This window comes from Asticcacaulis currens, from assembly GCF_028550395.1.
Classification (GTDB): domain Bacteria; phylum Pseudomonadota; class Alphaproteobacteria; order Caulobacterales; family Caulobacteraceae; genus Asticcacaulis; species Asticcacaulis currens.
On record NZ_JAQQKW010000001.1, the window covers coordinates 423,493 to 444,910 of the forward strand.

Below are 21,418 nucleotides of genomic sequence, written 5' to 3' on the forward strand. Positions count from 1 at the left end.
ATGCCGGAGCCTGACAGTCGTAGCGCCAAGCGCCCGACCGGACCCAGAAAGACCCTGTTGAACCTCTTTGGCCTGCTAGGGCCGGATGAGGCGGAAAAGCCGCTCAGTCTGAGCGAGCGTCCCGATGTTTCCAACGACCTGATTGAACACGCCCGTGCGTTTCAGAATCTGCGCGTATCTGACGTGATGACGCCACGCGTCGATATAATAGGCATCGAAGACGCCGCGACCCTGTCTGAACTGGTGCGGGTGTGTGTTGAAAGCGAGCACTCGCGCCTTCCGGTCTATAGCGACAATCTCGATCATCCCGTCGGCGTCATCCACGTCAAGGATGTGTTCAAACTTTTGGCTCCCTCAGAAGACCGGCGTATTCCCGATTGGGACGCTCCCGTGACCGACCGCTTAAAGCGCGAACTGATCTATGTACCGGCGGCCATGTCGGCGACGGACCTGCTGTTAAAAATGCAGACCGAGCGCTCGCACATGGCGCTCGTCATCGACGAACATGGCGGCACCGATGGGCTGGTGACCCTCGAAGACCTGCTTGAGGCCGTGGTCGGCGACATTGCCGACGAGTATGATGATGACGAGGCGGATGAACTGATCGAAACCCCTGACGGGCACATCGAGGTCAGTGGCCGTGTTGAGCTGGAGACGCTTGAGGAACGGCTGGGGCTCCGTTTGTTTCCGGAAGATAGCGAAGACGAGGTCGATACGCTGGGCGGACTGGTGGCCGTGCTGGCCGGCCGGGTGCCGCATCCGGGTGAAATCATCCCTTACGCGGCCGCTGGGATCGATATAGAAGTGCTTGACGCCGACCCGCGCCGCATCAAGCGACTGCGCCTGCATCGTCACGAACGCAAACCCGACCTGATTCCGGAAGACGTATGACCCTGACCGAACTCGGTGCCCTTCTGGCGCCCGCCTTCGCCCTGTACCGTCGCTATATGGGGCCGAAACGGCAGGCGGCGCTGATGGGGTTACTGCTGGGATTGGCCCAGCCGCCGTTCGGTTTTCTTCCAGGGCTCCTGGCCTATTCCGTTCTTCTGTGGAGCCTCGATCAGGACTTAGGGCCCAAGTCTTTGCGTCGGGCGTTTGCCATAGGATGGTGGGCGGGTTTCCTCTATTTCCTCGTCGGGTGTTTCTGGGTGGCCGAGGCCTTTCTGGTCGATGCCAGCAATCAGGGTTGGATGGCCCCGTTTGCCGTTTGCCTTTTGCCCGGTGGCATTGCCCTGTTCTGGGGCGCGGCGTTTGCAGCCTACCGCAAACTGGTGAGCGGGCCACTGACGGGGCACTGGTCACGCTGGCTGGTCTTTGCGGGCCTGTTTTGCCTGTTCGAGTGGCTGCGCGGCACGATCCTGACCGGATTTCCGTGGAATCCCGCCGGCGCAACATGGAAGGCCGGTTCCGCCGTATCGCAACTGGCTGCGCTGTTCGGCATTTATGGGCTAAGCCTGTTTACCGTTACGCTCTTTGCCAGCCCGGCGGTCAGCCGTCGTGAGCAGGGGCTTAAAGGCCTGTGGCCTGTGGCCGTATCCGCCTTAATTCTGGTGGCGGGGCTTGGCTTTGGGGCGGTCCGCCTGGCGACCACTGAGGTTGCTCCGACGCAGACGTGGATACGCATCGTCCAGCCCAATATCGGTCAGCGGGCCAAATGGAGCGAAGGGGCCCTGCTTCGGGTCATGCGCGACTATGTGGCCTATAGCCGGGCACACGCTGGGCGAGAAATATTACAGGCCGTAACAAAACGTGATCGAAAACCCTATCCCGATGTCATCGTGTGGCCGGAGGGCGCACTTCCGGACGCGGCTGAGAACCTGCTTGATCCACAATCTGAGACTGCAAACCTGTTTGCCGGTCTGTTGCAGCCGGATCAGATTTTGCTGTGGGGGGCCTATCACCGCGCGGTAGATGAGGAAAACGCCCTTGTGTGGCGTAACTCCCTGCTCGCCCTGTCGCGCGATGAGAGCGGCACGAACTATCAGGTCGTCTATTCCAAGTTCAAACTGGTACCCTTCGGGGAGTTTCTGCCGTTTGAGAGCGTGCTCGAAAGCCTTGGTGTAAAGGAACTGGCGCATGTAGGTGACGGATTTAGCCCCGGCCCGCGCACCCGCCCGGTCGAGGTTGAAGGACTGCCACCCTTTCTGCCGTTGATCTGTTATGAGGGCCTGTTTCCGGCTTTGGCGAACGGTGAACGCCCGTCGTCTTCGGCGCCATTACGGCCATCATGGATCGTCAATATTTCTAACGATGCCTGGTTCGGTCCAACGACCGGACCGGTGCAGCACCTTAACCTGTCGAGCTACCGTGCGATCGAAGAAGGCCTGCCCATGGTCCGGTCAACCCCTACGGGTGTGTCTGCGATAATCGACCCTTTAGGACGCATTGTCGAAGGGTCGGAAATCCGCATAGGTCAATCAGGTTTTCGTGATGTTCTGTTACCGGAGGCGGTATCATTTGCACCTTATACGCTGTGGCGACATCTGCACCTCATGCTTGTGGCGCTTTTTTGCTTGATTCCATTGATATTTGTGACTTTTGTAAACGTTAGCAAAAACAACCAAGAAAATGATCGTGTCCCAGATCCGGATGGGGCCGGTTTTACGACAAAAAAGCAGCACGGCGACAACGCCGGCTGATAAAGTAAAGAGGCAAAGTTGGACGAAAACACTAAAACGGACCGCAGTCCGAATCCGGTTGATTTGCATGTCGGTGCGCGTGTGCGTATGCGTCGCAAGTTTTTGGGAATGTCGCAGGAAGCTTTGGCTGAAACCATCGCCCTGACCTTCCAACAGGTGCAGAAATACGAGCGCGGATCAAACCGCATCAGCGCTTCCAAACTGCATGAGATATCGCGGGCGCTGAAGGCCCCGGTGTCCTACTTCTTTGAAGGTTATGGCGAGTCCGAAGCCGTCGAAGGCTTTTCGGAATCCGAATCCGAGCAGTTCGTTCACGGCTTTCTGATGACGACCGAGGGCATCGAGCTGGCCGAGGCCTTTCCGCGTATTAAGAATGCCAAGCATCGCCGCCGCATCCTCGAACTGGTGCGCGCCCTGGCGGAAGACAGCGAAGATTAACATTAGCTTCGCGTTAAATACCATTTCCCCGCAAGCCCCGCCCATCCGGCGGGGTTTATTTTTGAAACGCACTGAACTCTGGCTGTCTCATAAACGACTTGATCATATAAAGATATGTTTATATGAGTACGTTCCAGTTGATTAAACAGCGGAGGCCCGCCATGCGCCCGTCCTACATCTTCACTTCCGAAAGCGTGTCCGAAGGCCATCCGGACAAGGTCGCCGACCGGGTTTCCGATGTCGTGGTGGATGCCTTCCTACGCGAAGACCCTGAAGCGCGCGTGGCCTGCGAAACCCTCGTGACGACCGAGCGCGTCATTCTGGCCGGGGAGGTGCGCGCCGAGGATGACAAAATGCGGGAGATCATCGCGGGTCTGGAAGACAAGGTGCGCGCCGCCATTAAGGATATTGGATACGCGCAGAAAGGCTTCCATTGGGCCACGGCCCACTATGCCTGCCACCTGCACGCCCAATCGGCTGACATCGCTATGGGCGTCGATTCCGGTGAGAACAAGGACGAGGGCGCGGGCGATCAGGGTATCATGTTCGGCTATGCGTCGGATGAAACTGAAGAGCTGACCTCCGCGCCGTTGCAATGGTCGCACAACATTCTGCGCCGTCTGGCCGAAGCGCGGCACGGCGGCGACCACCGTCTGGAACCCGATGCCAAGTCGCAGGTTACGGTGCAATATGAAAACGGTGTGCCGTCTCGCATCCTCAAGGTACTGATTTCGCATCAGCATAAGGAAGGCCTGACGCCCAAGGACGTTGAAGCGATCGTCAAGCCCTACGCGATCGAAGTCTTGCCGCAGGGTATGGTGACGGCAGATACCGAATGGCTGGTCAATCCGACCGGCAACTTCGTCATTGGCGGACCGGATGGCGACGCAGGCCTGACCGGGCGCAAGATCATCGTTGATACCTACGGTGGTGCCGCCCCGCATGGCGGCGGGGCTTTTTCGGGCAAGGACCCGACCAAGGTCGATCGTTCGGCGGCCTATGCGTTGCGCTATCTGGCCAAGAACGTGGTGGCTGCGGGCCTCGCCAAGCGCTGTACCCTTCAGGTCTCTTACGCCATTGGTGTGTCGCGTCCCTTAAGCTTCTACGTCAACACCCACGGCACGGGTCAGGTGGATGAAGCGAAGCTCGAAGCCTTGCTGCCGGAACTGATCGGCGGTCTGACGCCGCGCGGCATCCGTCTGCATCTGGGCCTTAACAAACCGATCTATGAGCGTACCGCGGCCTATGGCCATTTCGGCCGCACGCCCGAAGCCGATGGGGGCTTCTCGTGGGAGCGCACCGATCTGGTTGACGCGCTCAAGCGCGAGTTTTAAGAGAGCGGCTTTTCCAGCACCTCCTCTGGCCTCAGGGGAGGTGCTTTTGCAAAAGGCGCTCTATGTCAGACGAAACACCGCCCGCCATTTCGCCGTCGTGGGGGCCCATGCGCTCATTCGGGCGTATCAAGTCGCGCACATTGAAACCGCGTCAGGCTGATCTCTTCGACACGCTCCTGCCGACCATCGAAGTCAATGACGCCCTGATCGCGCAACTGATCGCAGGTGATCTTGGCGGTTACAACGAACTGTGGCTGGAGATTGGTTTCGGCGGCGGGGAGCATCTGGCGGCACAGGCCGAGCGTAATCCGCAGGCCCTAATCCTTGGCTTTGAGCCCTTCCTCAATGGCGTTGGCTCTCTGCTGCGCCACGTGGATGAGCGCGGCCTGACCAATGTGCGCCTTATGCCCGGCGATGCCCGCCCGGTGATCGACCGCCTGAATGCGGCGTCGGTCGATAAGGTGTTCATCCTCTTCCCGGATCCATGGCCGAAGGCCCGCCATCACAAGCGTCGCTTCATTCAGATCGAGACGCTGGACGCTCTGGCGCGCGTGATGAGAGATGAAGCGCGACTGCGCTTTGCGACCGACTGGGCTGATTATGCCGACTGGACTCTGGAACGCGCGACGACGCATCCGGCTTATCATTGGCCGGCCCAGTCCCCGTCTGAATGGAACACGCCCCCCGTGGATCACGTGACGACGCGTTATGAGGAAAAGAAGCTGGGTGATTGCGCCCCGGTCTTCCTCGATTTTTATCGCCGCGCGCGAAACTGAGGCGCATAGTCCTAATTTCACCCCCGTTCGGTGTAAACCTGTAGCCATAACTCCGTTTTGCCCTGTATTAACTATGGTTAATATTTGGGGCATCGGGGTTGTCCATGGAAAGCCTGCATAAGGTTTCGGCGGGGTTCGTCTTCGCGTTTCTGTCTCTGCATATCGCCAACCATCTGGTGGGCTTGCAGGGGCTCGACACCCACCTAGCCTTCATGGCGGTGGCGCGCATGGTCTATCGCCACCCGGTGGTCGAAATGATCGTGCTCCTGGCTTTTCTGATGCAGATCCTGACCGGCTGGGCTCTGGCGCGTGAGATATGGGCCAGGAGAAAAGACTTCGTCCATCAGCTTCAGGCCGCGTCGGGTGTCTATATCGCCTTTTTCGCCATCACCCATGTCGCTTTTCTCTTCTGCGCGCGTCAGGTGCCGGGTCTTGACACGGATATCTATCTGATCGTCGCAGGTATGATGCAAAGCGGCTGGATGTATGTGCTCATCCCCTATTACGGGCTGGCCCTGTTTGCGTTGTTTGTGCACATGGGCTGTATCCTGTTCGACATCTTCAAAAAGACGATGCGGCCCGTCTCCTGGGGGCTTCTGGTCGTGACCGTCGCTATCGGTGGCTATGCCACCTGGCTCATGATGATGTTTTACAGTGGCCATACCGTGGCTCTTCATGTCCCCTCACAGTATTTCGATATCTATCCCCTGATCCATACGAAGTGACGCCGGTCATGTTTTTGAATTAGGCTTGGCAAACGCCGCACAGCGGTCTATAAGCCTCTCAACATCGTCCGAACGGCCTTGCGGCCCCGGCGGCGGCCCTTCAAGAAGGCCAGCCGCTTTTTTGTTGCCCGAAACGCTGCTGACGACACATCTGAGGATTTATTTTTGCGCGCCAAGACCATTGAAGACCGCAAGCTGATCGAAGCCTTCGACCCCATTGCCGAGGCGCTGGGGCTCGACATTGTGCGCGTGCGCCTGATGGGCTCGAACAAGCCTGGTGGTGCGCGCCGTTTGCAGATCATGGCTGAGCGCAAGACCGATGGCGACATCACCGTCAATCAGTGCGCCCGCCTGTCGCGCGCCCTGTCGGCCTGGCTGGAAGAATCTGATCCGATCACGGGCGAGTATATCCTCGAAGTGTCTTCACCCGGTATTGACCGGCCGCTGACGCGCCTGAAGGATTTCGACACCTATGCCGGGCTTGAAGCGCGTCTGGAGCTTGACCGGCTGGCCGAGGGGCGTAAGCGCTTCCGCGGCATTCTGTCCGGTACCGAAGACGGTGAATATGTCGCCATCGACCTAGAAGGCGAGGAAGACACCGCTATGATCCCGTTTGACTGGATCATCGACGCCAAGCTGGTGCTGAATGACGAGCTCCTCAAGATTGGCGCTGAAAAAGCCGCCCTTCGCCGCGAGCAGGGCGAGGACGATGAGGAAGAGGACGAAGACCTCGATTTCGGCGACGACGAGGACGCCGAATTTGACGACGAAGATTTCGACGACGCCGATGACGATTTCGGCGATGACGACGACGATAAACTGACAAAAAATTAAACTGGGAACAGTGACATGAGCTTTACCGGAATCAGCGCCAACCGTCAGGAACTGCTGCAAATCGCCGACGCTGTGGCGCGCGAAAAGCAGATCGACAAGTCGGTCGTGCTCGCCTCCATCGAAGAAGCGGTGCAAAAGGCCGCCCGCTCGCGCTATGGGGCCGACCACGACATCCGCGTGCGCGTCGATCCGCGCACCGGCGAAATGACCATCACCCGATATGTGACGGTGGTCCCGGATGAAGAGCTTGAGAACGAATATGCGCAGCGCGGCCTGACCGAGGCCCTGCGCGAGGACAAAGACGCCTTTGTCGGCAAGACCTACGAAGAAGTCCTGCCGCCGTTTGAGCTGGGTCGCGTGCAGTCGCAGATGGCGCGTCAGGTCGTAACGCACAAGGTGCGTGAAGCCGAGCGTGAGCGCCAGTACGATGAGTTCAAGGACCGCGTCGGCGAAATCGTCAACGGTACGGTCAAGCGCGTCGAATACGGCAATGTCATCGTCGATCTGGGCCGCGGCGAAGGCATTATGCGCCGCGATCAGTCGATCCCGCGCGAAGCGTTCCAGGTCAACGACCGCATCCGCGCCTATATCTATGACGTGCGCCGCGAAACCAAGGGCCCGCAGATCATGCTGTCGCGCGCCCACGGTGGCTTTATGGCCAAGCTGTTCGCGCAGGAAGTGCCGGAAGTCTATGACGGCGTGATCGAAATCAAGTCGGTCGCTCGCGATCCCGGTTCGCGCGCCAAAATGGCCGTGCTGTCCAACGACAACTCGATCGATCCGGTCGGGGCCTGCGTTGGTATGCGCGGGTCGCGCGTGCAGGCCGTGGTCGGTGAACTGCAAGGTGAAAAGATCGACATCATCCAGTGGTCGCCCGACGAAGCCACCTTCATCGTCAACGCTCTCGCCCCGGCCGAAGTGTCGAAAGTGGTTCTGGACGAAGAAGAAGACCGCGTTGAGGTCGTGGTGCCGGACGAGCAACTGTCGCTCGCCATCGGCCGTCGCGGTCAAAATGTGCGTCTGGCCTCGCAACTGACGGGCTGGCAGGTTGATATCATCACCGAGTCGCAGGATTCTGAGCGTCGTCAGAAGGAATTTGCCGAGCGCACCGCTCTGTTCCAGGAAGCGCTGGATGCCGATGAGGTCATTGCGCAGCTTCTGGTCACCGAAGGCTTCTCGACCGTCGAAGACCTCGCCTATGTCGATCAGATGGAAATCGCCGCCATCGAAGGCTTTGACGAAGACACGGCGGCCGAGCTTCAGGCCCGCGCGCGCGACTATCTGGAGCGTTTCGAGGCCGAGCAGAACGCCAAGCGCGTTGAGCTGGGCGTCGAGGATGAGGTGCTGAGCGTGCCGGGCATCACCCTGCCCATGGCGGTCGCTCTGGGTGAAGCCGGGGTGAAGACGGTTGAAGATCTGGCCGATCTGGCCACCGATGAAGTGCGCGGCGGCTTTGAGCAGCGCGGTGCCGAAAAGGTCCGCGTGCCGGGCGCTCTGGAAAGCTTCTCCCTGTCGGTGGCTGATGCCGAGGCCCTGATCCTCAATGCCCGTATCGCTGCGGGCTGGATCGAAGCCCCGGAGCCGGAAGTGGCTTACGAAGAGTCTGAAGAGTCTTACGAAGAGGAGGGCGCGAATGACGCCATCCCTGAACAATGAGACCCTTATCGATCTGAATGACGATCTGGCTGAGGCGGGGGGTACCCCGTCTCAGACCGTTGCCGTGCGCGCATCCAACCGTAGGGACGTCGCTTCACACCAGTCAGTTCCCCGTGACGGCCTGATCCGCTTTGTGGTCGGGCCGGACGGCTTTGTGGTGCCCGATCTCAAGGAAACCTTGCCCGGACGTGGCCTGTGGTTAAAGGCCGATGCCGAAAGTCTGGCCCTGGCCATCAGAAAGAATCTGTTCTCCCGTGCCGCCAAACGCGCAGTCAAAACCCCTGAAGGCCTTGATAGCCTTGTTCCCGCGCTCATCCGCAAGCGCCTTCTCGATCAGCTTGGGCTGGCGCGGCGTGAAGGAAATCTTGTTACGGGGTTTGAAAAAGTCGCCACAGCGCTTAGATTAGGTAAAACCGCGCCTCATGCCGCTGGCCGTGCCGCGTGGCTGATCGAAGCCTCGGACGGGGCCGAAGACGGTCGCAGTAAACTTCTGAACCTGAGTAATGGCCAGACGCCGTCTGTCGGACTGTGCGGCCTGTTTTCCAATGATGAACTGAGCCTCGCTCTGGGGCTCGAAAATGTAATCCATGCCGCCCTGATTGAAGGGCGGCGGGCCGGGGCGTTTTCGCGTGAAGCGGAACGCCTTGGCGGGTTTGAGGCCCTGTTTCCTGCCCAATGGCGCGAAAGACCCTTTAACTCAAACTGAAAAGCGACTATCAGGGCGTGATCTTTTCACGGTCTGATCGTGGCCAGAGCGATGTGTCGAGACTGTATGTGGCGTTTATGACGGCCCTATCGCTCAAACCGAATAACGATTGTCCGAAACGAAGCCGGAATGCCGGTTTCATCATGTGTATGTTGCGAGCTGAATGAGCGATCCGAAAGACGATAAACCCGAAGCCCCCAAAGGCGATAATACCCGCGCTCCGCTGAGCCTGAAGCCGCGCGTCGGTGGCAATGTGTCCACCGGCACCGTGAAGCAGAGCTTCAGCCATGGCCGTTCCAAGACGGTGGTGGTTGAAACCAAGCGCCGCATCGGCACGCCTCCGCAAGGTGCGCCTTCGGGTGGGGCTCAGGGCACCAGTGGCGCGCCGCGTTCCGGTGGTGAAAATCTGGCGCGCCCGCGTCCGGCTGCCCCGCAGGGTTCTCCGTCTGCACCCCGTCCGGCACCATCGGGTGGCAATTCGGGCGGTCTGCGTCAGGATGAGCTGGAGCGTCGAGCCCGCGTGCTGGAGCAGGCGCGCGTTGATCAGGAACGCCGCGAAGCCGAAGCCCGCCGTCAGGCCGAACAGCGCGCCCGCGAAGAGGCAGCCCGCCGTGCGGCGGCAGCCGAAGCCACACCGAAGTCCGAAGCGCCCGCCCCCGCTTCCGCGCCGTCCGAGCCAGCCCCGCAGGCGCCTGCTCCGGTTCAGGCCGAAGCCCCACGTCGCAGCCCCATTGAAGAAGCTCTGTCGCGTCCGGCCCAGCGTGCGCCGCGCGAAGACCGTCGCGATGGCTTCCGTGATGATCGCGCGCCCCGCTCCGATCGTCCGCAAGGCGACCGTCCGCAGGGTCAGTATGGTGATCGTCCCCGCGGCGACCGCCCGCAAGGCGATCGTCCGCCGTTCAACCGTGATGGTAACCGTCCGCAGGGCGACCGCCCGCAAGGACAGTATGGCGATCGTCCCCGCGGTGATCGTCCGCAAGGTGACCGGCCTCAGGGTCAGTACGGAGATCGTCCCCGCGGCGACCGCCCGCAAGGCGATCGTCCGCCGTTCAACCGTGATGGCAATCGCACCCAGGGCGATCGTCCCAACTATGGCGAGCGCACGCCGCGTGGCGACCGTCCGCAAGGCGATCGCCCGCCGTTTAATCGTGATGGCAATCGTCCCCAGGGTGACCGTGGACCCAGAGATCCGAACCGTCCGCAGGGCGATCGTGGTCCGCGTCCGGCCGGTGAAACCGTCCGCTATTCGGCTAATTCCCCGCGTCCGCCGCGTGGTCCGGCCGGTGTGGCCCCGAACGCTCCGGCTGTATCGGAAGTCGATCGTATACGCTCTTCGCGTGGCTCGCCCGCCGGTAAGCCGGGTGACGTTCGCGCCCGTACCGGGGACGATGACGATCGTGGCCGCCGCGGCGGCAAGGCCGGTGCGCCGACCAAGGCCGTCTCGCAAACCCGTGGTGAGCCCAAGCGCCGCGAAGGCCGCCTGACCCTGCAAGCCGTTGTGGGTGACGACGAAGGCGCCGCCGATCGCATGCGTTCGCTGGCCTCGGTTCGCCGGGCCCGTGAGCGTGAACGTGAAAAGCGCAAGGGCGTCACCACCGAACAGGCACGCGTGTCGCGTGACGTGGTCATTCCGGATGTTATCACGGTTCAGGAATTGTCGAACCGTATGGCCGTGCGCGCCGTGGACATCATCAAGATGCTGATGAAGCAGGGGATGATGCTCAAGATCAACGACGTGATCGACTCCGATACCGCCGAGCTGGTGGCCACGGAATTCGGTCACAATGTGAAGCGCGTCTCTGAAGCGGACGTCCTCGAAGGCTTTATTGACGCCGCCGACCATGACGACGATACGGTGGTGCGCCCGCCGGTCGTGGCCGTCATGGGTCACGTTGACCACGGAAAGACCTCGCTGCTCGATGCGTTGCGTAAGGAAGATGTGGCCGCCGGTGAAGCCGGTGGCATCACCCAGCACATCGGTGCCTATCAGATCAAGGTGCCGTCGGGCGAGCGTATCACCTTCCTCGACACGCCGGGTCACGCGGCCTTCTCGGCCATGCGTGCGCGCGGTGCCAATGTGACGGATATCGTGGTGCTGGTCGTGGCGGCGGATGACGGCGTCATGCCGCAGACCATCGAAGCCATCAACCACGCCCGCGCGGCCAAGACGCCGATCATCGTGGCCGTCAACAAGATGGACAAGCACGAAGCCAATCCGCAGCGCGTCATCAACGAACTTCTGCAACACGAAGTCGTCGTCGAAGCGCTGGGCGGTGAAACCCAAATCGTTGAAGTGTCGGCCAAGACCGGCATGGGTCTCGACAATCTGGTCGAAGCCATCCTGCTTCAGGCCGAAGTGTTGGACCTGCGGGCCAATCCGGACCGTACCGCCGAAGGCGTGGTGATTGAGGCCAAGCTCGACAAGGGTCGCGGTCCTGTGGCCACGGTTCTGGTCAAGCGCGGTACGCTGAAGCGCGGCGACATCATCGTGGCCGGGGGTGCCTGGGGCCGCGTGCGCGCGCTCATCGACGAACGCAATGCGCAACTGCCCGAAGCGGGTCCGTCGCAGCCGGTGGAAATCCTCGGCCTCGATCAGGCCCCTGATCCGGGCGAAGCCTTCGCTGTGGTCGAAAACGACGCCCGTGCCCGCGAAATCACTGAGTACCGTCAGCGCGTGAAGCGTGAAAAGATGGTGGCTCCGGTGGGCGTGTCGCTGTCGGACATGATGTCGAAGCTCAAGGACAACAAGGTCAAGGAGCTTCAGCTTATCGTCAAAGCGGACGTGCAGGGTTCGGCCGAAGCCATTATCGGCTCGCTGGAAAAGGTTGGCAACGAAGAGGTTCGCGCGCGGATCATCCATTCGGGTGCTGGCGGTATCACCGAGTCCGACGTGCAACTGGCCAAGGGGTCCAATTCGCCCATCATCGGTTTCAACGTCCGTGCCTCCAAGCAGGCGCGTGATCTGGCCGAACGCGAAGGCGTCGAAATCCGCTACTACGCGATCATTTACGACCTGATCGACGACATTAAGGGCGTGCTGTCGGGCATGTTGGCTCCAATCCAGCGCGAAACCTTCCTCGGCAACGCGGAAGTGCTCGAAGTGTTCGACATCACCAAGGTCGGCAAGGTTGCCGGGTGCCGCGTCACCGAAGGTCGCGTCGAAAAGGGTGCGCGCGTGCGTATCCTGCGCGACGACGTCGTCATTCAGGAAATGGGCGTTCTCACCACGCTCAAGCGCTTCAAGGACGAGGTCAACTCGGTCGTGGTCGGTCAGGAATGCGGTATGTCCTTCGGTCCGTTCCAGGACATCAAGAAGGGCGACTTCATCGAATGCTTCACGGTCGAAGAGATCAAGCGCACACTCTAATCTGTTAAAAGTGTTTGGCCCGGCAGTACGCCGGGCCAAATGCTTTTTAGGGGTTGAGTTTAGCTTGTCTCTGATCCGTTATGGGGTGTGGGGTCCGTGACCCCACGCCTTATGAAAGACCAGCTATGCCCGCCATTATCTATAGGCAAGGTGACCTTCTGAAAGCGCCAGAACGGGTTATTTGCCACGGCTGTAACGCGCAAGGGAAAATGGGTGCGGGCATCGCTACGGCTATCAAGAAAATCTACCCTGAGGCCTTTTCTCTATATCGTGCGACTTACGAAGCCCAAGGAAACCGGCTTGAGCTGGGGCAATCGATATGGGTTGATTGCAGTGACGGTCGTACAGTCATCAACGCTATAACTCAGGAGTTTTTCGGACGTGATCCGAATACGGTTTATGTGAGTTACGATGCCGTACGCCGGGTATTAAGCGAGATTAACGACTGGGCGCAGAAGCGGCACACGCCGCCGTCAGTCGCCTTCCCGAAAATAGGCGCGGGTCTTGCTAATGGCGACTGGCACGTTATTGCAGAGATAATAGAGTCCGAGGCGTCGGCGTTTCAGCCGATAGTCTACTCGCTGTAGCTTCTTTCATTTGAAACCTTTGACTTTCTGAAAGATTTGCCTGCTATAGGCGGATCATGCCCGATACGACCTTTTTCGACCCGTCCCATTACGTTCTGATCATCAAATGCCCGGACACGCGCGGTATCGTCGCGGCGGTCTCTGGCTATCTGAACGACAACGACATCTCCATTGTCGAGTCGAATCAGTTCAACGACAGTCAGGGTGACATGTTCTATGTGCGGGTGGTCTTCAAACAGGCCGGCGCGCGGATGCCGCCCATGTCGATCCTGCGCGAAGGGTTCAAACCCATTGCCCATCGCTTCAGCATGGAATGGGATATCCATAATCTGAGCGTTCGCCCGCGTGCTATCATTGCCGTGTCGAAGTTTGGTCACTGTCTGTACGAGCTGCTGCACCGTTGGCGGTCGGGCCTGTTGCCAGTGGAAATCGCCGCCGTCGTCTCGAACCATGAAGACATGCGTTCGTTTGTCGAATGGAATGGCCTGCCCTTTGTGCACCTGCCTATCACCAAAGACACCAAGGCCGAGCAGGAGGCGCAGTTCCTCAGCCTTATCGAAACCCATCAGGCCGATCTGGTCGTTCTGGCGCGTTACATGCAAATCCTGTCCGATGCGTTTTCGCGCCGCTTAGAAGGTCGCTGCATCAATATCCACCACTCCTTCCTGCCGTCATTCAAGGGGGCCAAGCCCTATCACCAGGCGCATCAGCGCGGGGTGAAAATCATCGGGGCGACGGCGCACTATGTCACGTCGGACCTCGATGAAGGGCCGATCATCGAGCAGGACGTGCAGCGTGTGCACCATGGCCTGACGCCTGAGCAATTGGTGGCCATTGGTCAGGATATCGAGGCACGCGTACTGGCACGCGCCGTAACCTGGCATGCTGAGCGCCGCGTCATCATCAACGGCGGCAAGACCATCGTGTTTAGCTGATTTCGCGCTTGCGAAACCCCCGACCGCGTTGCAATGTTAGTCAACGGATCGGGGAAAAACAGCATGCCAGCGGCCAAGCGGAAACGGACGAAAGCGCCGGTTTCGAACCTTTATATCGTGCAATACGCCGAGGTGACGGGCGTTGGGATGGGACGCCTGAGCGATGGGGCGCTGTACCTGACTCAACGCGGGCTGGCGCGACTGTGCGGCGTGCAAAACGCCCATATCGGCACGATCAGCCGTGACTGGGACAGCGATAAACCGCGCATCCGGGCGATCAAGACGCGACTGTCCGAGATGAACGAAGAACGCGCCGCCGCCCATTCGGTCCTGACCTATCAGGGGCGGCGTCAGTACTGCTATGATGTGGCGGTGTGTCAGGCCATCCTCAGCTATTACGCCAACGATGCCGGACGCCATGTGCAGGATGAGGCGGCCGCGCACGTTTATGACGGTGCGGGCCTGAACGCCTATATTGTCCATGCGCTGGATGGGTTTGTCGCTCCGGTCGAAACGCCGCCAATCCGCTTTCAGCCGGTTGCCGAGACGCCCGCCGATGAGGCCGATATCGTCGTCGGCTATGAGGTCAATGACGCCGTTTCGCGGATGGTTATGGCTTATTACCAGTTGTCGTTTGCCATGGCGCAGGCCTATGTTAACTGGCTGCGCACCCTGATGCAGGCAGCATCGTGGAACCGGCTGGGTCTTTATGTGCCGCTCAATGCCTTTATTTCGCGGGGCTGAACGGGACTTTAAGCGTCAGGTAAGTCGCCCGCGCTCAAAGAGCGAAGCGTTAGCGCAACAAAAAAGCGGTGATCTAAGTCTTGCGTTTGAAAGGTACTTTGAGGGTCAGATAGGTCGCCGCCCGCCATATCCATTCCAGCGGGCCATAGTGGAAATGGCCGAACCACAGGTGCGCCAGACCCATCTGCGCCGTAAAGGCAACGAGGCCGAGCACGACCGCTTCCGACTGGCTCATCGTAGCGTGTAGCCCCAGACCGAAGCTGTAGAAGACCGGCACGAAGACCAGTGACTGCCCTACATAGAGGCTGAGCGTCATGCGGCCGGGGGCGGCAAAGGCGTTCAGCCAACGATGCAGCGGGCCGAAATAGAGGCTGAGGAACCCGAACATAAGGGTCAGCATGATGCTGAGATCTGTCAAACTGGACCAGATACCGGACCACAGGGCATTGGGCATACGCAACGCCCCGGTTACCGGGATCAGACCACTGATCAGGCCCTGACTATGCCACAGAATAAGGGCGGCGATTAGCGACACGAGAAGACCGATCAGGCGCACCCGCCCAAAGCGTTCCGGCTGACTGAAAAAGCCGATACGCCCCAGACAGAGGCCGATGAGCGACAGGCCCAGTATCTGGCTCAGGCGGCCAGATTCGTACATGAACATCCACTTGAACGGATGGCCGTCCACCCAATTCTGACGCACGGTCTCAAGGAGGCTCTTGCCGGTCAAATAGGCATCGGGGATCGTTCCGCCCCAATAACCGAACGGGCGATTGGCCCAGTCGGCCCCGCTTAGCGCGGCCCCCAACTGAATCCACATCAAAGGCTGAAGAAGACAGATCACGCCGATGGTGGCGATCAGAGCGGTGGATTTCAGTCGATAGAAGGGGACCAGCAGCACGCCCATAAGCGCCAGAACCTCCAGTATATCGCCGCGATACCACAGCCCATGCAGCAGGCCGATGATCAGCAGCACCGCCAGCCGCCAGAGAAAGCGTCCGGTGAAATCGACGCCCTTACGCGCCGAATTGTCCATGATGATGAAGAAAGAGACGCCGAAGCACAGGGCCATCAGCGCAAAGGCCTTGCCACCAAACAGGGTGAAGATGACGTTGTGCCACATAAGCTGCACCGGATCAGTGACCGGGTGTGCCCAGTACAGCTCAAACAGTTCCGGCATGTGCACCATGAACAGACCAAACAGCGCAAAACCGCGCAGGGCATCGAGCCCTTCAAGACGCTGCGGCGTCGATGGGACGCTCTCGGGGGTGGCCATATTGTCTCTCCCTGGCTGGCCCGCTCTGTGATCGGGCCTTATAGGGGGACTATAGACAACGTTATCGTAAGCTGGCAAGTGCGCCCCTTACGTGCAGAATCTCATGGAAAATCTGTCAAAAAGGCTTATAGGGGGCGGATGAAAAGACACTCCGATAAAACCCGCGGTCACAAGGCCGAGGCTCAGGGACCAAGCCAGCGCCAGTTGCGCGCCGGCGAACTGGTCCGTCACGCGCTGGTTGAAATCCTACGCGAAGAAGAACTGCACGACGAGGCCCTGCAGGGGGTTTCGATCACCATTACCGAAGTCCGTTGCTCGCCGGACCTGCGCCACGCCACGGTGTTTGTGGAACCGCTTGGGGCTGGTCTCGGGGGCGTGACTATCTCAAAGGACAAGATCGCTCCGGCGATTGAGGCGCTCAACCGTCACGCCAAGTTCCTGCGCGGGATTCTGGGGCGCATGATCGATATGAAGTTTACGCCGGACTTGCGGTTCCTGCATGACGAAAGTTTTAATGAGGCGGCGCGAATCGACGCCCTGTTCATGCGTCCGGACGTGGCCAGAGACCTGAGAAACGATCCGCGTCACGAGGATGAGGACGAGGACTAGGCCTTGGCACGTAAGAAAAAAGGTGATCTGGTCAATGGCTGGGTCTGTCTGGACAAGCCCGTAGGGATGGGCTCGACTCAGGCCGTGAGCTTCGTGCGGCGTCTGTTTAATGCGCAAAAGGCCGGGCACGCCGGTACTCTGGACCCGATGGCGTCGGGCATCTTGCCCATCGCGCTGGGTGAGGCGACCAAGACCGTCCCCTATCTGATGGAAGCGGACAAGGTCTATCGTTTCACGGTTCGCTGGGGGCAGCGCACGGCCAGCTTCGACCTCGAAGGTGAGATCCTTGAACAGGACGATCTGCGCCCGACCGAGGCGGAAATCCGCGAAGTCCTGCCGCAGTTCATCGGCGAGATCGAACAGGCCCCGCCCGCCTTTTCGGCGATCAAGGTCGATGGGCAGCGCGCCTATGATCTGGCGCGCGAAGGTGTGGAAGTCGAGCTGGAGGCGCGGCCGGTGGTCGTGCACGACCTCACTCTGGAGCGTATTCTCTCCGCCGATGAGGCCGAGTTTCGCCTCCATTGCGGCAAGGGCACCTATGTGCGGGCCATTGCGCGCGACCTCGCGTTGGAGTTGGGCGTGCTGGGCGTTGTCAGCGCACTGCGCCGTGAGCGCGTCGGCGGCTTCGACATTAATTTGTCCGCAGGGGTGGAAAAGTTAGAGGATTTGAGGCATAGAGACGCCGCTTTGGACGCTTTGCTTCCCGTAGAGACGGCGCTGGACGACATCCCGGCCCTGCCTGTGACGGAAGACGAGGCCACAAGGCTCAAACAGGGTCGCGAAATTCCCCTGTCCTTCTCCCGCACGCAAACGGCGGAAGACGCTCTGAAAATCCGGTCAAAATCGGGAAAATCGGAGCACGGGCGTACCCTTTGGGCGCACCGGGACGGAGACATCGTTGCCCTGGGCGAATTGCGGCTGGGGCAATTTTACCCCACACGCCTTATCAACCTGTAACCCTGCGGACCTTGTCCGTGAAAGGAGACCCCGATGTCGATCACGCTTGAGCGTAAAGCTGAACTGATCAAGACCCACGCCCGTTCGGAAAACGATACGGGTGGGTCCGAAGTGCAAATCGCCATCCTGTCGGAGCGCATTGCCAACCTGACCGAGCACTTCAAGACGCACAAGAAGGACAACCACTCCCGTCGTGGCCTTCTGAAGCTGGTGTCGCAACGCCGCCGCCTGCTGGACTATCTCAAGGCCACCGACACCGCCCGTTACACGGCGATCGTCGAGACCCTGGGTCTGCGTCGCTAAGACTATCTCTCAGGGCCTGACGCAACGTCAGGCCCTGATTGTATTATGGATACCCGGAACGCGATCCGGGCATAGAATTCGCGTGACGGTCCCATCAAATCGGGACAGATATAGGTTTGCCGGATGATACGGCAGACGTTTTCGGGAAGGGATTCGCCCTTCCTTACACCGGGTCGCCGCCCAGTCAGGCCGCCACCCTTCAGCCACCCCGTCAGGAATGGGCCTGCCGGGTGACAGAAAGACACACATGTTTGACATCAAAAGAAAAACCATCGAGTGGGCCGGGCGCAAACTGACGCTCGAAACCGGACGTATCGCCCGTCAGGCGGACGCCGCCGTGCTGGCTACTTACGGTGAGACCACCGTGCTGGCGACCGTGGTTTATGCCCGCGCGCCGAAGCCGGGTCAGGACTTCTTCCCCCTCACGGTCAACTATCAGGAAAAGACCTTCGCCGCCGGCAAGATTCCGGGCGGCTACTTCAAACGTGAAGGTCGTCCGAGCGAAAAAGAAACGCTCGTTTCGCGCCTGATCGACCGTCCGATCCGCCCCCTGTTCGTCAAGGGTTTCAAGAACGAGGTTCAGGTCGTCGTGACCGTGCTGTCGCACGACATGGAAAACGATCCGGACATCCTCGGCATGGTCGCCGCCTCTGCAGCCCTGACCCTGTCGGGCGTGCCCTTCATGGGGCCCATCGGCGGCGCCCGCGTCGGCGTCATCGATGACGAATATGTCCTAAACCCGACTCTGGATCAGATGAAGCAAAGCGCGCTCGACCTCGTGGTCGCCGGTACGCAGGACGCCCTGATGATGGTCGAGTCTGAAGCGCAGGAACTGTCCGAAGACAAGATGCTCGGCGCGCTGATGTTCGCCCATGCCGGTATGCAGCCGGTCATCGACGCCATCATCGAGCTGGCGGAACACGCCGCCAAGGAACCGTTCGAATTCGAAGCCGAAGACTTCTCGGACGTTGTGGCCAAGATCAAGGAACTGGTGGGTTCCGACATCATCGCTGCCTACGCCCATAAGGGTAAGCACGAGCGTCACGCCGCTGTCGGCGAAGCCAAGAAGAAGGCCGCGGCTGTTCTGGTGAAGTCCGAAGAGAACCCTGAGGGCGTCGAAGCCGCCGTCTTCGGTTCGGCCTTCAAGGAATGTGAAGCCGACGTTCTGCGCCGTGACATCATCGACCACGGCAAGCGCGTGGACGGTCGTGCTGTCGATAAGGTCCGTCAGATCGTGTCGGAAGTCGGCGTCCTGCCGCGCACCCACGGATCGGCCCTGTTCACCCGTGGTGAGACTCAGGCTCTGGTCGTGGCCACGCTCGGCACCGGCGAAGACGAGCAGTTCATCGACGCGCTGGAAGGCACCTATAAGGAACGCTTCCTGCTGCACTATAACTTCCCTCCGTACTCGGTGGGTGAAGCGGGCCGCATGGGCTCGCCTGGCCGCCGCGAAATCGGCCACGGCAAGCTGGCGTGGCGTGCCATCCGTCCGATGCTGCCGTCGGCGGAAGAATTCCCCTACACCCTGCGTGTCGTTTCCGAGATCACCGAGTCGAACGGCTCGTCCTCAATGGCCACCGTCTGCGGCACCTCGCTGTCGCTGATGGACGCCGGCGTGCCGCTGAAGCGTCCGGTGTCGGGTATCGCCATGGGCCTGATCCTCGAAAAGGACGGCTATGCGGTTCTGTCGGACATTCTGGGTGACGAAGACCACCTCGGCGACATGGACTTCAAGGTGGCCGGTACCGAGCTCGGTATCACCTCGCTGCAAATGGACATCAAGGTCCCGGGCATCACCGAAGAGATCATGACCAAGGCGCTGCGTCAGGCCAATGAAGGCCGTCTGCACATCCTCGGTGAAATGAACAAGGCTATTTCGGGCGCCCGCGAAGAGCTGGGTGAATTTGCGCCGAAGATCGAGACGATCAAGATCGCGACCGACAAGATCCGTGAAGTCATCGGGTCGGGTGGTAAGGTCATCCGTGAAATCGTGGAGAAGACCGGTGCCAAGATCGACATCGGCGAAGACGGCACCATAAAGATCGCGGCTTCCGAACAGTCGAAGATCGATGCGGCCCGCGACTGGATCAAGTCCATCGCTTCGGAGCCGGAAATCGGCGCCATCTATAAGGGCAAGGTCGTGAAGGTCGTCGATTTCGGCGCGTTCGTGAACTTCTTCGGTGCCAAGGATGGCCTCGTCCACATCTCGCAGATCAAGAACGAAAAGGTCGCCAAGACCTCGGACGTCCTGAGCGAAGGCGACGAAGTGAAGGTGAAGTTCCTGGGCTTTGACGATCGCGGCAAGACCAAGCTGTCGATGAAGGTCGTCGATCAGGAAACCGGCGAAGACCTCACCGAAAAGCTGGCCGCCGAAAAGGCTGCCCGTGACGAGGCCCGCGCGGCTTCAGGCGAAGCGCCGGAAGCTGACGGCGATGAGGGTGGCGAAGAGCGTTCGGGCGGTGACCGTCCGCGCCGCTCGCGTCGTCCCCGTCGCGACTAATCGGGTCAAGGGGGCTGAGCCCCCTTGCCTTAGGCAAAGGAAAGGGCGGTCCCGTTTGGGGCCGCCTTTTCTTTTTGAATGAAGACGACGGGGCCACAGGCCCCTCGACCCAACGACTGCAAAGCGTTAAAACTCTCCCATGCACACACTTACCGACCAAATCCTAGACCGGGGCGCGATCCTGCTTCTGGCCAACAGGGGTGAGCGCGCACGGCTGGTCGGCTGTGAGGCGGAGGAGCTGGACCTCAGCGATCTTATTCTGAACGGCTGGGTGTTCGAAGACTGTATTCTGCGCAAGACGAAGTTTCGCGGGGCGAAGCTCGAGCAGGCGCACTTTATTTCCTGTAAGGGCGGGCAGGCCGATTTCACTTCTGCCGATCTGACCGAGGCGCACTTTATAGCGTGCGATTTCAACAACACCCCGTTCAAGGGGACCGGTCTGGCGCAGGCGCATTTTATCCGCTGTAAACTGACCGGGGCGGATTTCACCCATAGCCGACATGTCGATATCCGTTTCGAAGACTGCCGCCTCAATGATGCCCGCCTGAGGGGCATCGGTTTTGTCAAACAGACGCTCAAATCGCTTGATCTGACCAATGCCGACCTTCAGGGCTGCGACTTTCGGCAGGTGATGTTTGAGGACTGCAGCCTACGTGATGCGTTGCTCGATCATGCCCGGTTTGAAGGGGCGGACCTGCGCGGTACGGATATTGGTGGCGTGCGTCTGGAGGATGCGCGCCGGTTCAAAGGCGCGACCATTTCGCGTGCCCAGGCCGCAGAACTGCTTTCAGAACTGGGGCTTAAGGTGCGTTAGACTGTCGGACGTTTTTGTTTCCGAGCCGTCGCAGGCCTTTTGAAAACCTATATCCCTGTTACCAACCAAGAAAATATATTTCGCGTCTGCAACAATCGTCCAAAAATTACCCAAAATTACAAACGTTTAACGGGTCATATCTGCAAAATAATGTATGGAGGAAGCAACGGGGGTGGGCCATTGCGTCGTATAAAGACGGCGGGCTTGTCCCGATCATA

At 59.9% G+C, this 21,418-nt stretch carries 19 protein-coding genes; 18 read left to right on the plus strand and 1 reads right to left on the minus strand.

Features of this window, described 5'->3' with window-relative positions; all coding sequences use genetic code 11:
* The 13 genes from PQU94_RS01825 (at position 1) to PQU94_RS01885 (ending at position 14,741) form a co-directional block, all read left to right on the plus strand.
* Positions 1-891 (plus strand): hemolysin family protein, encoded by an 891-nt coding sequence (locus PQU94_RS01825; protein ID WP_272739785.1) that lies wholly within the window; start codon positions 1-3, stop codon positions 889-891.
* Positions 888-2,639 carry an apolipoprotein N-acyltransferase gene (lnt, locus tag PQU94_RS01830; protein ID WP_272739786.1) on the plus strand — a complete coding sequence of 584 codons (1,752 nt, stop codon included), beginning with the start codon at positions 888-890 and terminating at the stop codon, positions 2,637-2,639. The genes PQU94_RS01825 and lnt overlap by 4 nt, the downstream gene beginning before the upstream one ends.
* A gap of 18 nt (positions 2,640-2,657) precedes the next feature.
* Positions 2,658-3,077, plus strand: a complete 420-nt coding sequence (locus PQU94_RS01835; protein WP_272739787.1) for a helix-turn-helix domain-containing protein — start codon at positions 2,658-2,660, stop codon at positions 3,075-3,077.
* Positions 3,078-3,238: 161 nt separating this feature from the next.
* Positions 3,239-4,411 carry a methionine adenosyltransferase gene (gene metK / locus PQU94_RS01840; protein ID WP_272739788.1) on the plus strand — a complete coding sequence of 391 codons (1,173 nt, stop codon included), beginning with the start codon at positions 3,239-3,241 and terminating at the stop codon, positions 4,409-4,411.
* A gap of 62 nt (positions 4,412-4,473) precedes the next feature.
* Complete coding sequence (gene trmB, locus PQU94_RS01845; RefSeq protein WP_272739789.1) at positions 4,474-5,187, plus strand: tRNA (guanosine(46)-N7)-methyltransferase TrmB; 714 nt, start codon at positions 4,474-4,476, stop codon at positions 5,185-5,187.
* Positions 5,188-5,291: 104 nt separating this feature from the next.
* Complete coding sequence (locus PQU94_RS01850; protein ID WP_272739790.1) at positions 5,292-5,912, plus strand: hypothetical protein; 621 nt, start codon at positions 5,292-5,294, stop codon at positions 5,910-5,912.
* A gap of 165 nt (positions 5,913-6,077) precedes the next feature.
* Complete coding sequence (gene rimP, locus PQU94_RS01855; protein WP_438263724.1) at positions 6,078-6,746, plus strand: ribosome maturation factor RimP; 669 nt, start codon at positions 6,078-6,080, stop codon at positions 6,744-6,746.
* 15 nt (positions 6,747-6,761) lie between these two features.
* A complete protein-coding gene (gene nusA / locus PQU94_RS01860) occupies positions 6,762-8,402 on the plus strand; it encodes a transcription termination factor NusA (RefSeq protein WP_272739792.1) in 1,641 nt (546 codons plus the stop codon).
* The gene (locus tag PQU94_RS01865; RefSeq protein WP_272739793.1) at positions 8,380-9,108 is read left to right on the plus strand and encodes an RNA-binding protein; all 729 of its coding nucleotides are present in this window, start codon (positions 8,380-8,382) and stop codon (positions 9,106-9,108) included. Before nusA ends, PQU94_RS01865 begins: the two co-directional genes overlap by 23 nt.
* Before the next feature lie 163 nt (positions 9,109-9,271).
* On the plus strand, positions 9,272-12,475 hold the full coding sequence (infB, locus tag PQU94_RS01870) for a translation initiation factor IF-2 (RefSeq protein WP_272739794.1): 3,204 nt from the start codon (positions 9,272-9,274) through the stop codon (positions 12,473-12,475).
* Positions 12,476-12,600: 125 nt separating this feature from the next.
* Positions 12,601-13,062 (plus strand): macro domain-containing protein, encoded by a 462-nt coding sequence (locus PQU94_RS01875; RefSeq protein WP_272739795.1) that lies wholly within the window; start codon positions 12,601-12,603, stop codon positions 13,060-13,062.
* A gap of 56 nt (positions 13,063-13,118) precedes the next feature.
* Positions 13,119-13,997 (plus strand): formyltetrahydrofolate deformylase, encoded by an 879-nt coding sequence (gene purU / locus PQU94_RS01880; protein ID WP_272739796.1) that lies wholly within the window; start codon positions 13,119-13,121, stop codon positions 13,995-13,997.
* Positions 13,998-14,060: 63 nt separating this feature from the next.
* Complete coding sequence (locus PQU94_RS01885) at positions 14,061-14,741, plus strand: hypothetical protein (protein WP_272739797.1); 681 nt, start codon at positions 14,061-14,063, stop codon at positions 14,739-14,741.
* Between the two features lie 73 nt (positions 14,742-14,814).
* Here the strand turns inward: PQU94_RS01885 and PQU94_RS01890 are convergent, their stop codons facing one another.
* On the minus strand, positions 14,815-16,017 hold the full coding sequence (locus PQU94_RS01890) for a DUF418 domain-containing protein (RefSeq protein ID WP_272739798.1): 1,203 nt from the start codon (positions 16,015-16,017) through the stop codon (positions 14,815-14,817).
* Between the two features lie 138 nt (positions 16,018-16,155).
* Between PQU94_RS01890 and rbfA the strand changes: the two genes are divergently transcribed.
* The 5 genes from rbfA to PQU94_RS01915 all read left to right on the plus strand — a co-directional run bounded on the left by rbfA (position 16,156) and on the right by PQU94_RS01915 (position 21,200).
* On the plus strand, positions 16,156-16,626 hold the full coding sequence (gene rbfA, locus PQU94_RS01895; protein ID WP_272739799.1) for a 30S ribosome-binding factor RbfA: 471 nt from the start codon (positions 16,156-16,158) through the stop codon (positions 16,624-16,626).
* Between the two features lie 3 nt (positions 16,627-16,629).
* Entirely contained in the window at positions 16,630-17,583 is a 954-nt protein-coding gene (truB, locus tag PQU94_RS01900; RefSeq protein ID WP_272739800.1) for a tRNA pseudouridine(55) synthase TruB, read from the plus strand.
* A 33-nt stretch (positions 17,584-17,616) separates the two neighbouring features.
* Positions 17,617-17,886, plus strand: coding sequence for a 30S ribosomal protein S15 (rpsO, locus tag PQU94_RS01905; RefSeq protein WP_013477720.1), 270 nt, complete (start codon positions 17,617-17,619; stop codon positions 17,884-17,886).
* A 247-nt stretch (positions 17,887-18,133) separates the two neighbouring features.
* Complete coding sequence (pnp, locus tag PQU94_RS01910) at positions 18,134-20,386, plus strand: polyribonucleotide nucleotidyltransferase (RefSeq protein WP_272739801.1); 2,253 nt, start codon at positions 18,134-18,136, stop codon at positions 20,384-20,386.
* Positions 20,387-20,525: 139 nt separating this feature from the next.
* Positions 20,526-21,200: a pentapeptide repeat-containing protein gene (locus tag PQU94_RS01915; protein ID WP_272739802.1), complete on the plus strand. Its 675-nt coding sequence runs from the start codon at positions 20,526-20,528 to the stop codon at positions 21,198-21,200.
* The last annotated feature ends 218 nt before the right edge of the window (positions 21,201-21,418 follow it).

Excerpts from the sequence above, each read along its gene's own strand:
- rpsO (WP_013477720.1), top strand. The coding sequence starts at position 17,617 with ATGTCGATCACGCTTGAGCGTAAAGCTGAACTGATCAAGACCCACGCC.
- PQU94_RS01875 (WP_272739795.1), top strand. The coding sequence starts at position 12,601 with ATGCCCGCCATTATCTATAGGCAAGGTGACCTTCTGAAAGCGCCAGAA.
- PQU94_RS01890 (WP_272739798.1), bottom strand. The coding sequence starts at position 16,017 with ATGGCCACCCCCGAGAGCGTCCCATCGACGCCGCAGCGTCTTGAAGGG.
- PQU94_RS01865 (WP_272739793.1), top strand. The coding sequence starts at position 8,380 with ATGACGCCATCCCTGAACAATGAGACCCTTATCGATCTGAATGACGAT.
- trmB (WP_272739789.1), top strand. The coding sequence starts at position 4,474 with ATGTCAGACGAAACACCGCCCGCCATTTCGCCGTCGTGGGGGCCCATG.
- PQU94_RS01885 (WP_272739797.1), top strand. The coding sequence starts at position 14,061 with ATGCCAGCGGCCAAGCGGAAACGGACGAAAGCGCCGGTTTCGAACCTT.
- pnp (WP_272739801.1), top strand. The coding sequence starts at position 18,134 with ATGTTTGACATCAAAAGAAAAACCATCGAGTGGGCCGGGCGCAAACTG.
- PQU94_RS01825 (WP_272739785.1), top strand. The coding sequence starts at position 1 with ATGCCGGAGCCTGACAGTCGTAGCGCCAAGCGCCCGACCGGACCCAGA.
- PQU94_RS01915 (WP_272739802.1), top strand. The coding sequence starts at position 20,526 with ATGCACACACTTACCGACCAAATCCTAGACCGGGGCGCGATCCTGCTT.
- lnt (WP_272739786.1), top strand. The coding sequence starts at position 888 with ATGACCCTGACCGAACTCGGTGCCCTTCTGGCGCCCGCCTTCGCCCTG.
- rbfA (WP_272739799.1), top strand. The coding sequence starts at position 16,156 with ATGAAAAGACACTCCGATAAAACCCGCGGTCACAAGGCCGAGGCTCAG.
- metK (WP_272739788.1), top strand. The coding sequence starts at position 3,239 with ATGCGCCCGTCCTACATCTTCACTTCCGAAAGCGTGTCCGAAGGCCAT.
- nusA (WP_272739792.1), top strand. The coding sequence starts at position 6,762 with ATGAGCTTTACCGGAATCAGCGCCAACCGTCAGGAACTGCTGCAAATC.
- infB (WP_272739794.1), top strand. The coding sequence starts at position 9,272 with ATGAGCGATCCGAAAGACGATAAACCCGAAGCCCCCAAAGGCGATAAT.
- purU (WP_272739796.1), top strand. The coding sequence starts at position 13,119 with ATGCCCGATACGACCTTTTTCGACCCGTCCCATTACGTTCTGATCATC.
- PQU94_RS01850 (WP_272739790.1), top strand. The coding sequence starts at position 5,292 with ATGGAAAGCCTGCATAAGGTTTCGGCGGGGTTCGTCTTCGCGTTTCTG.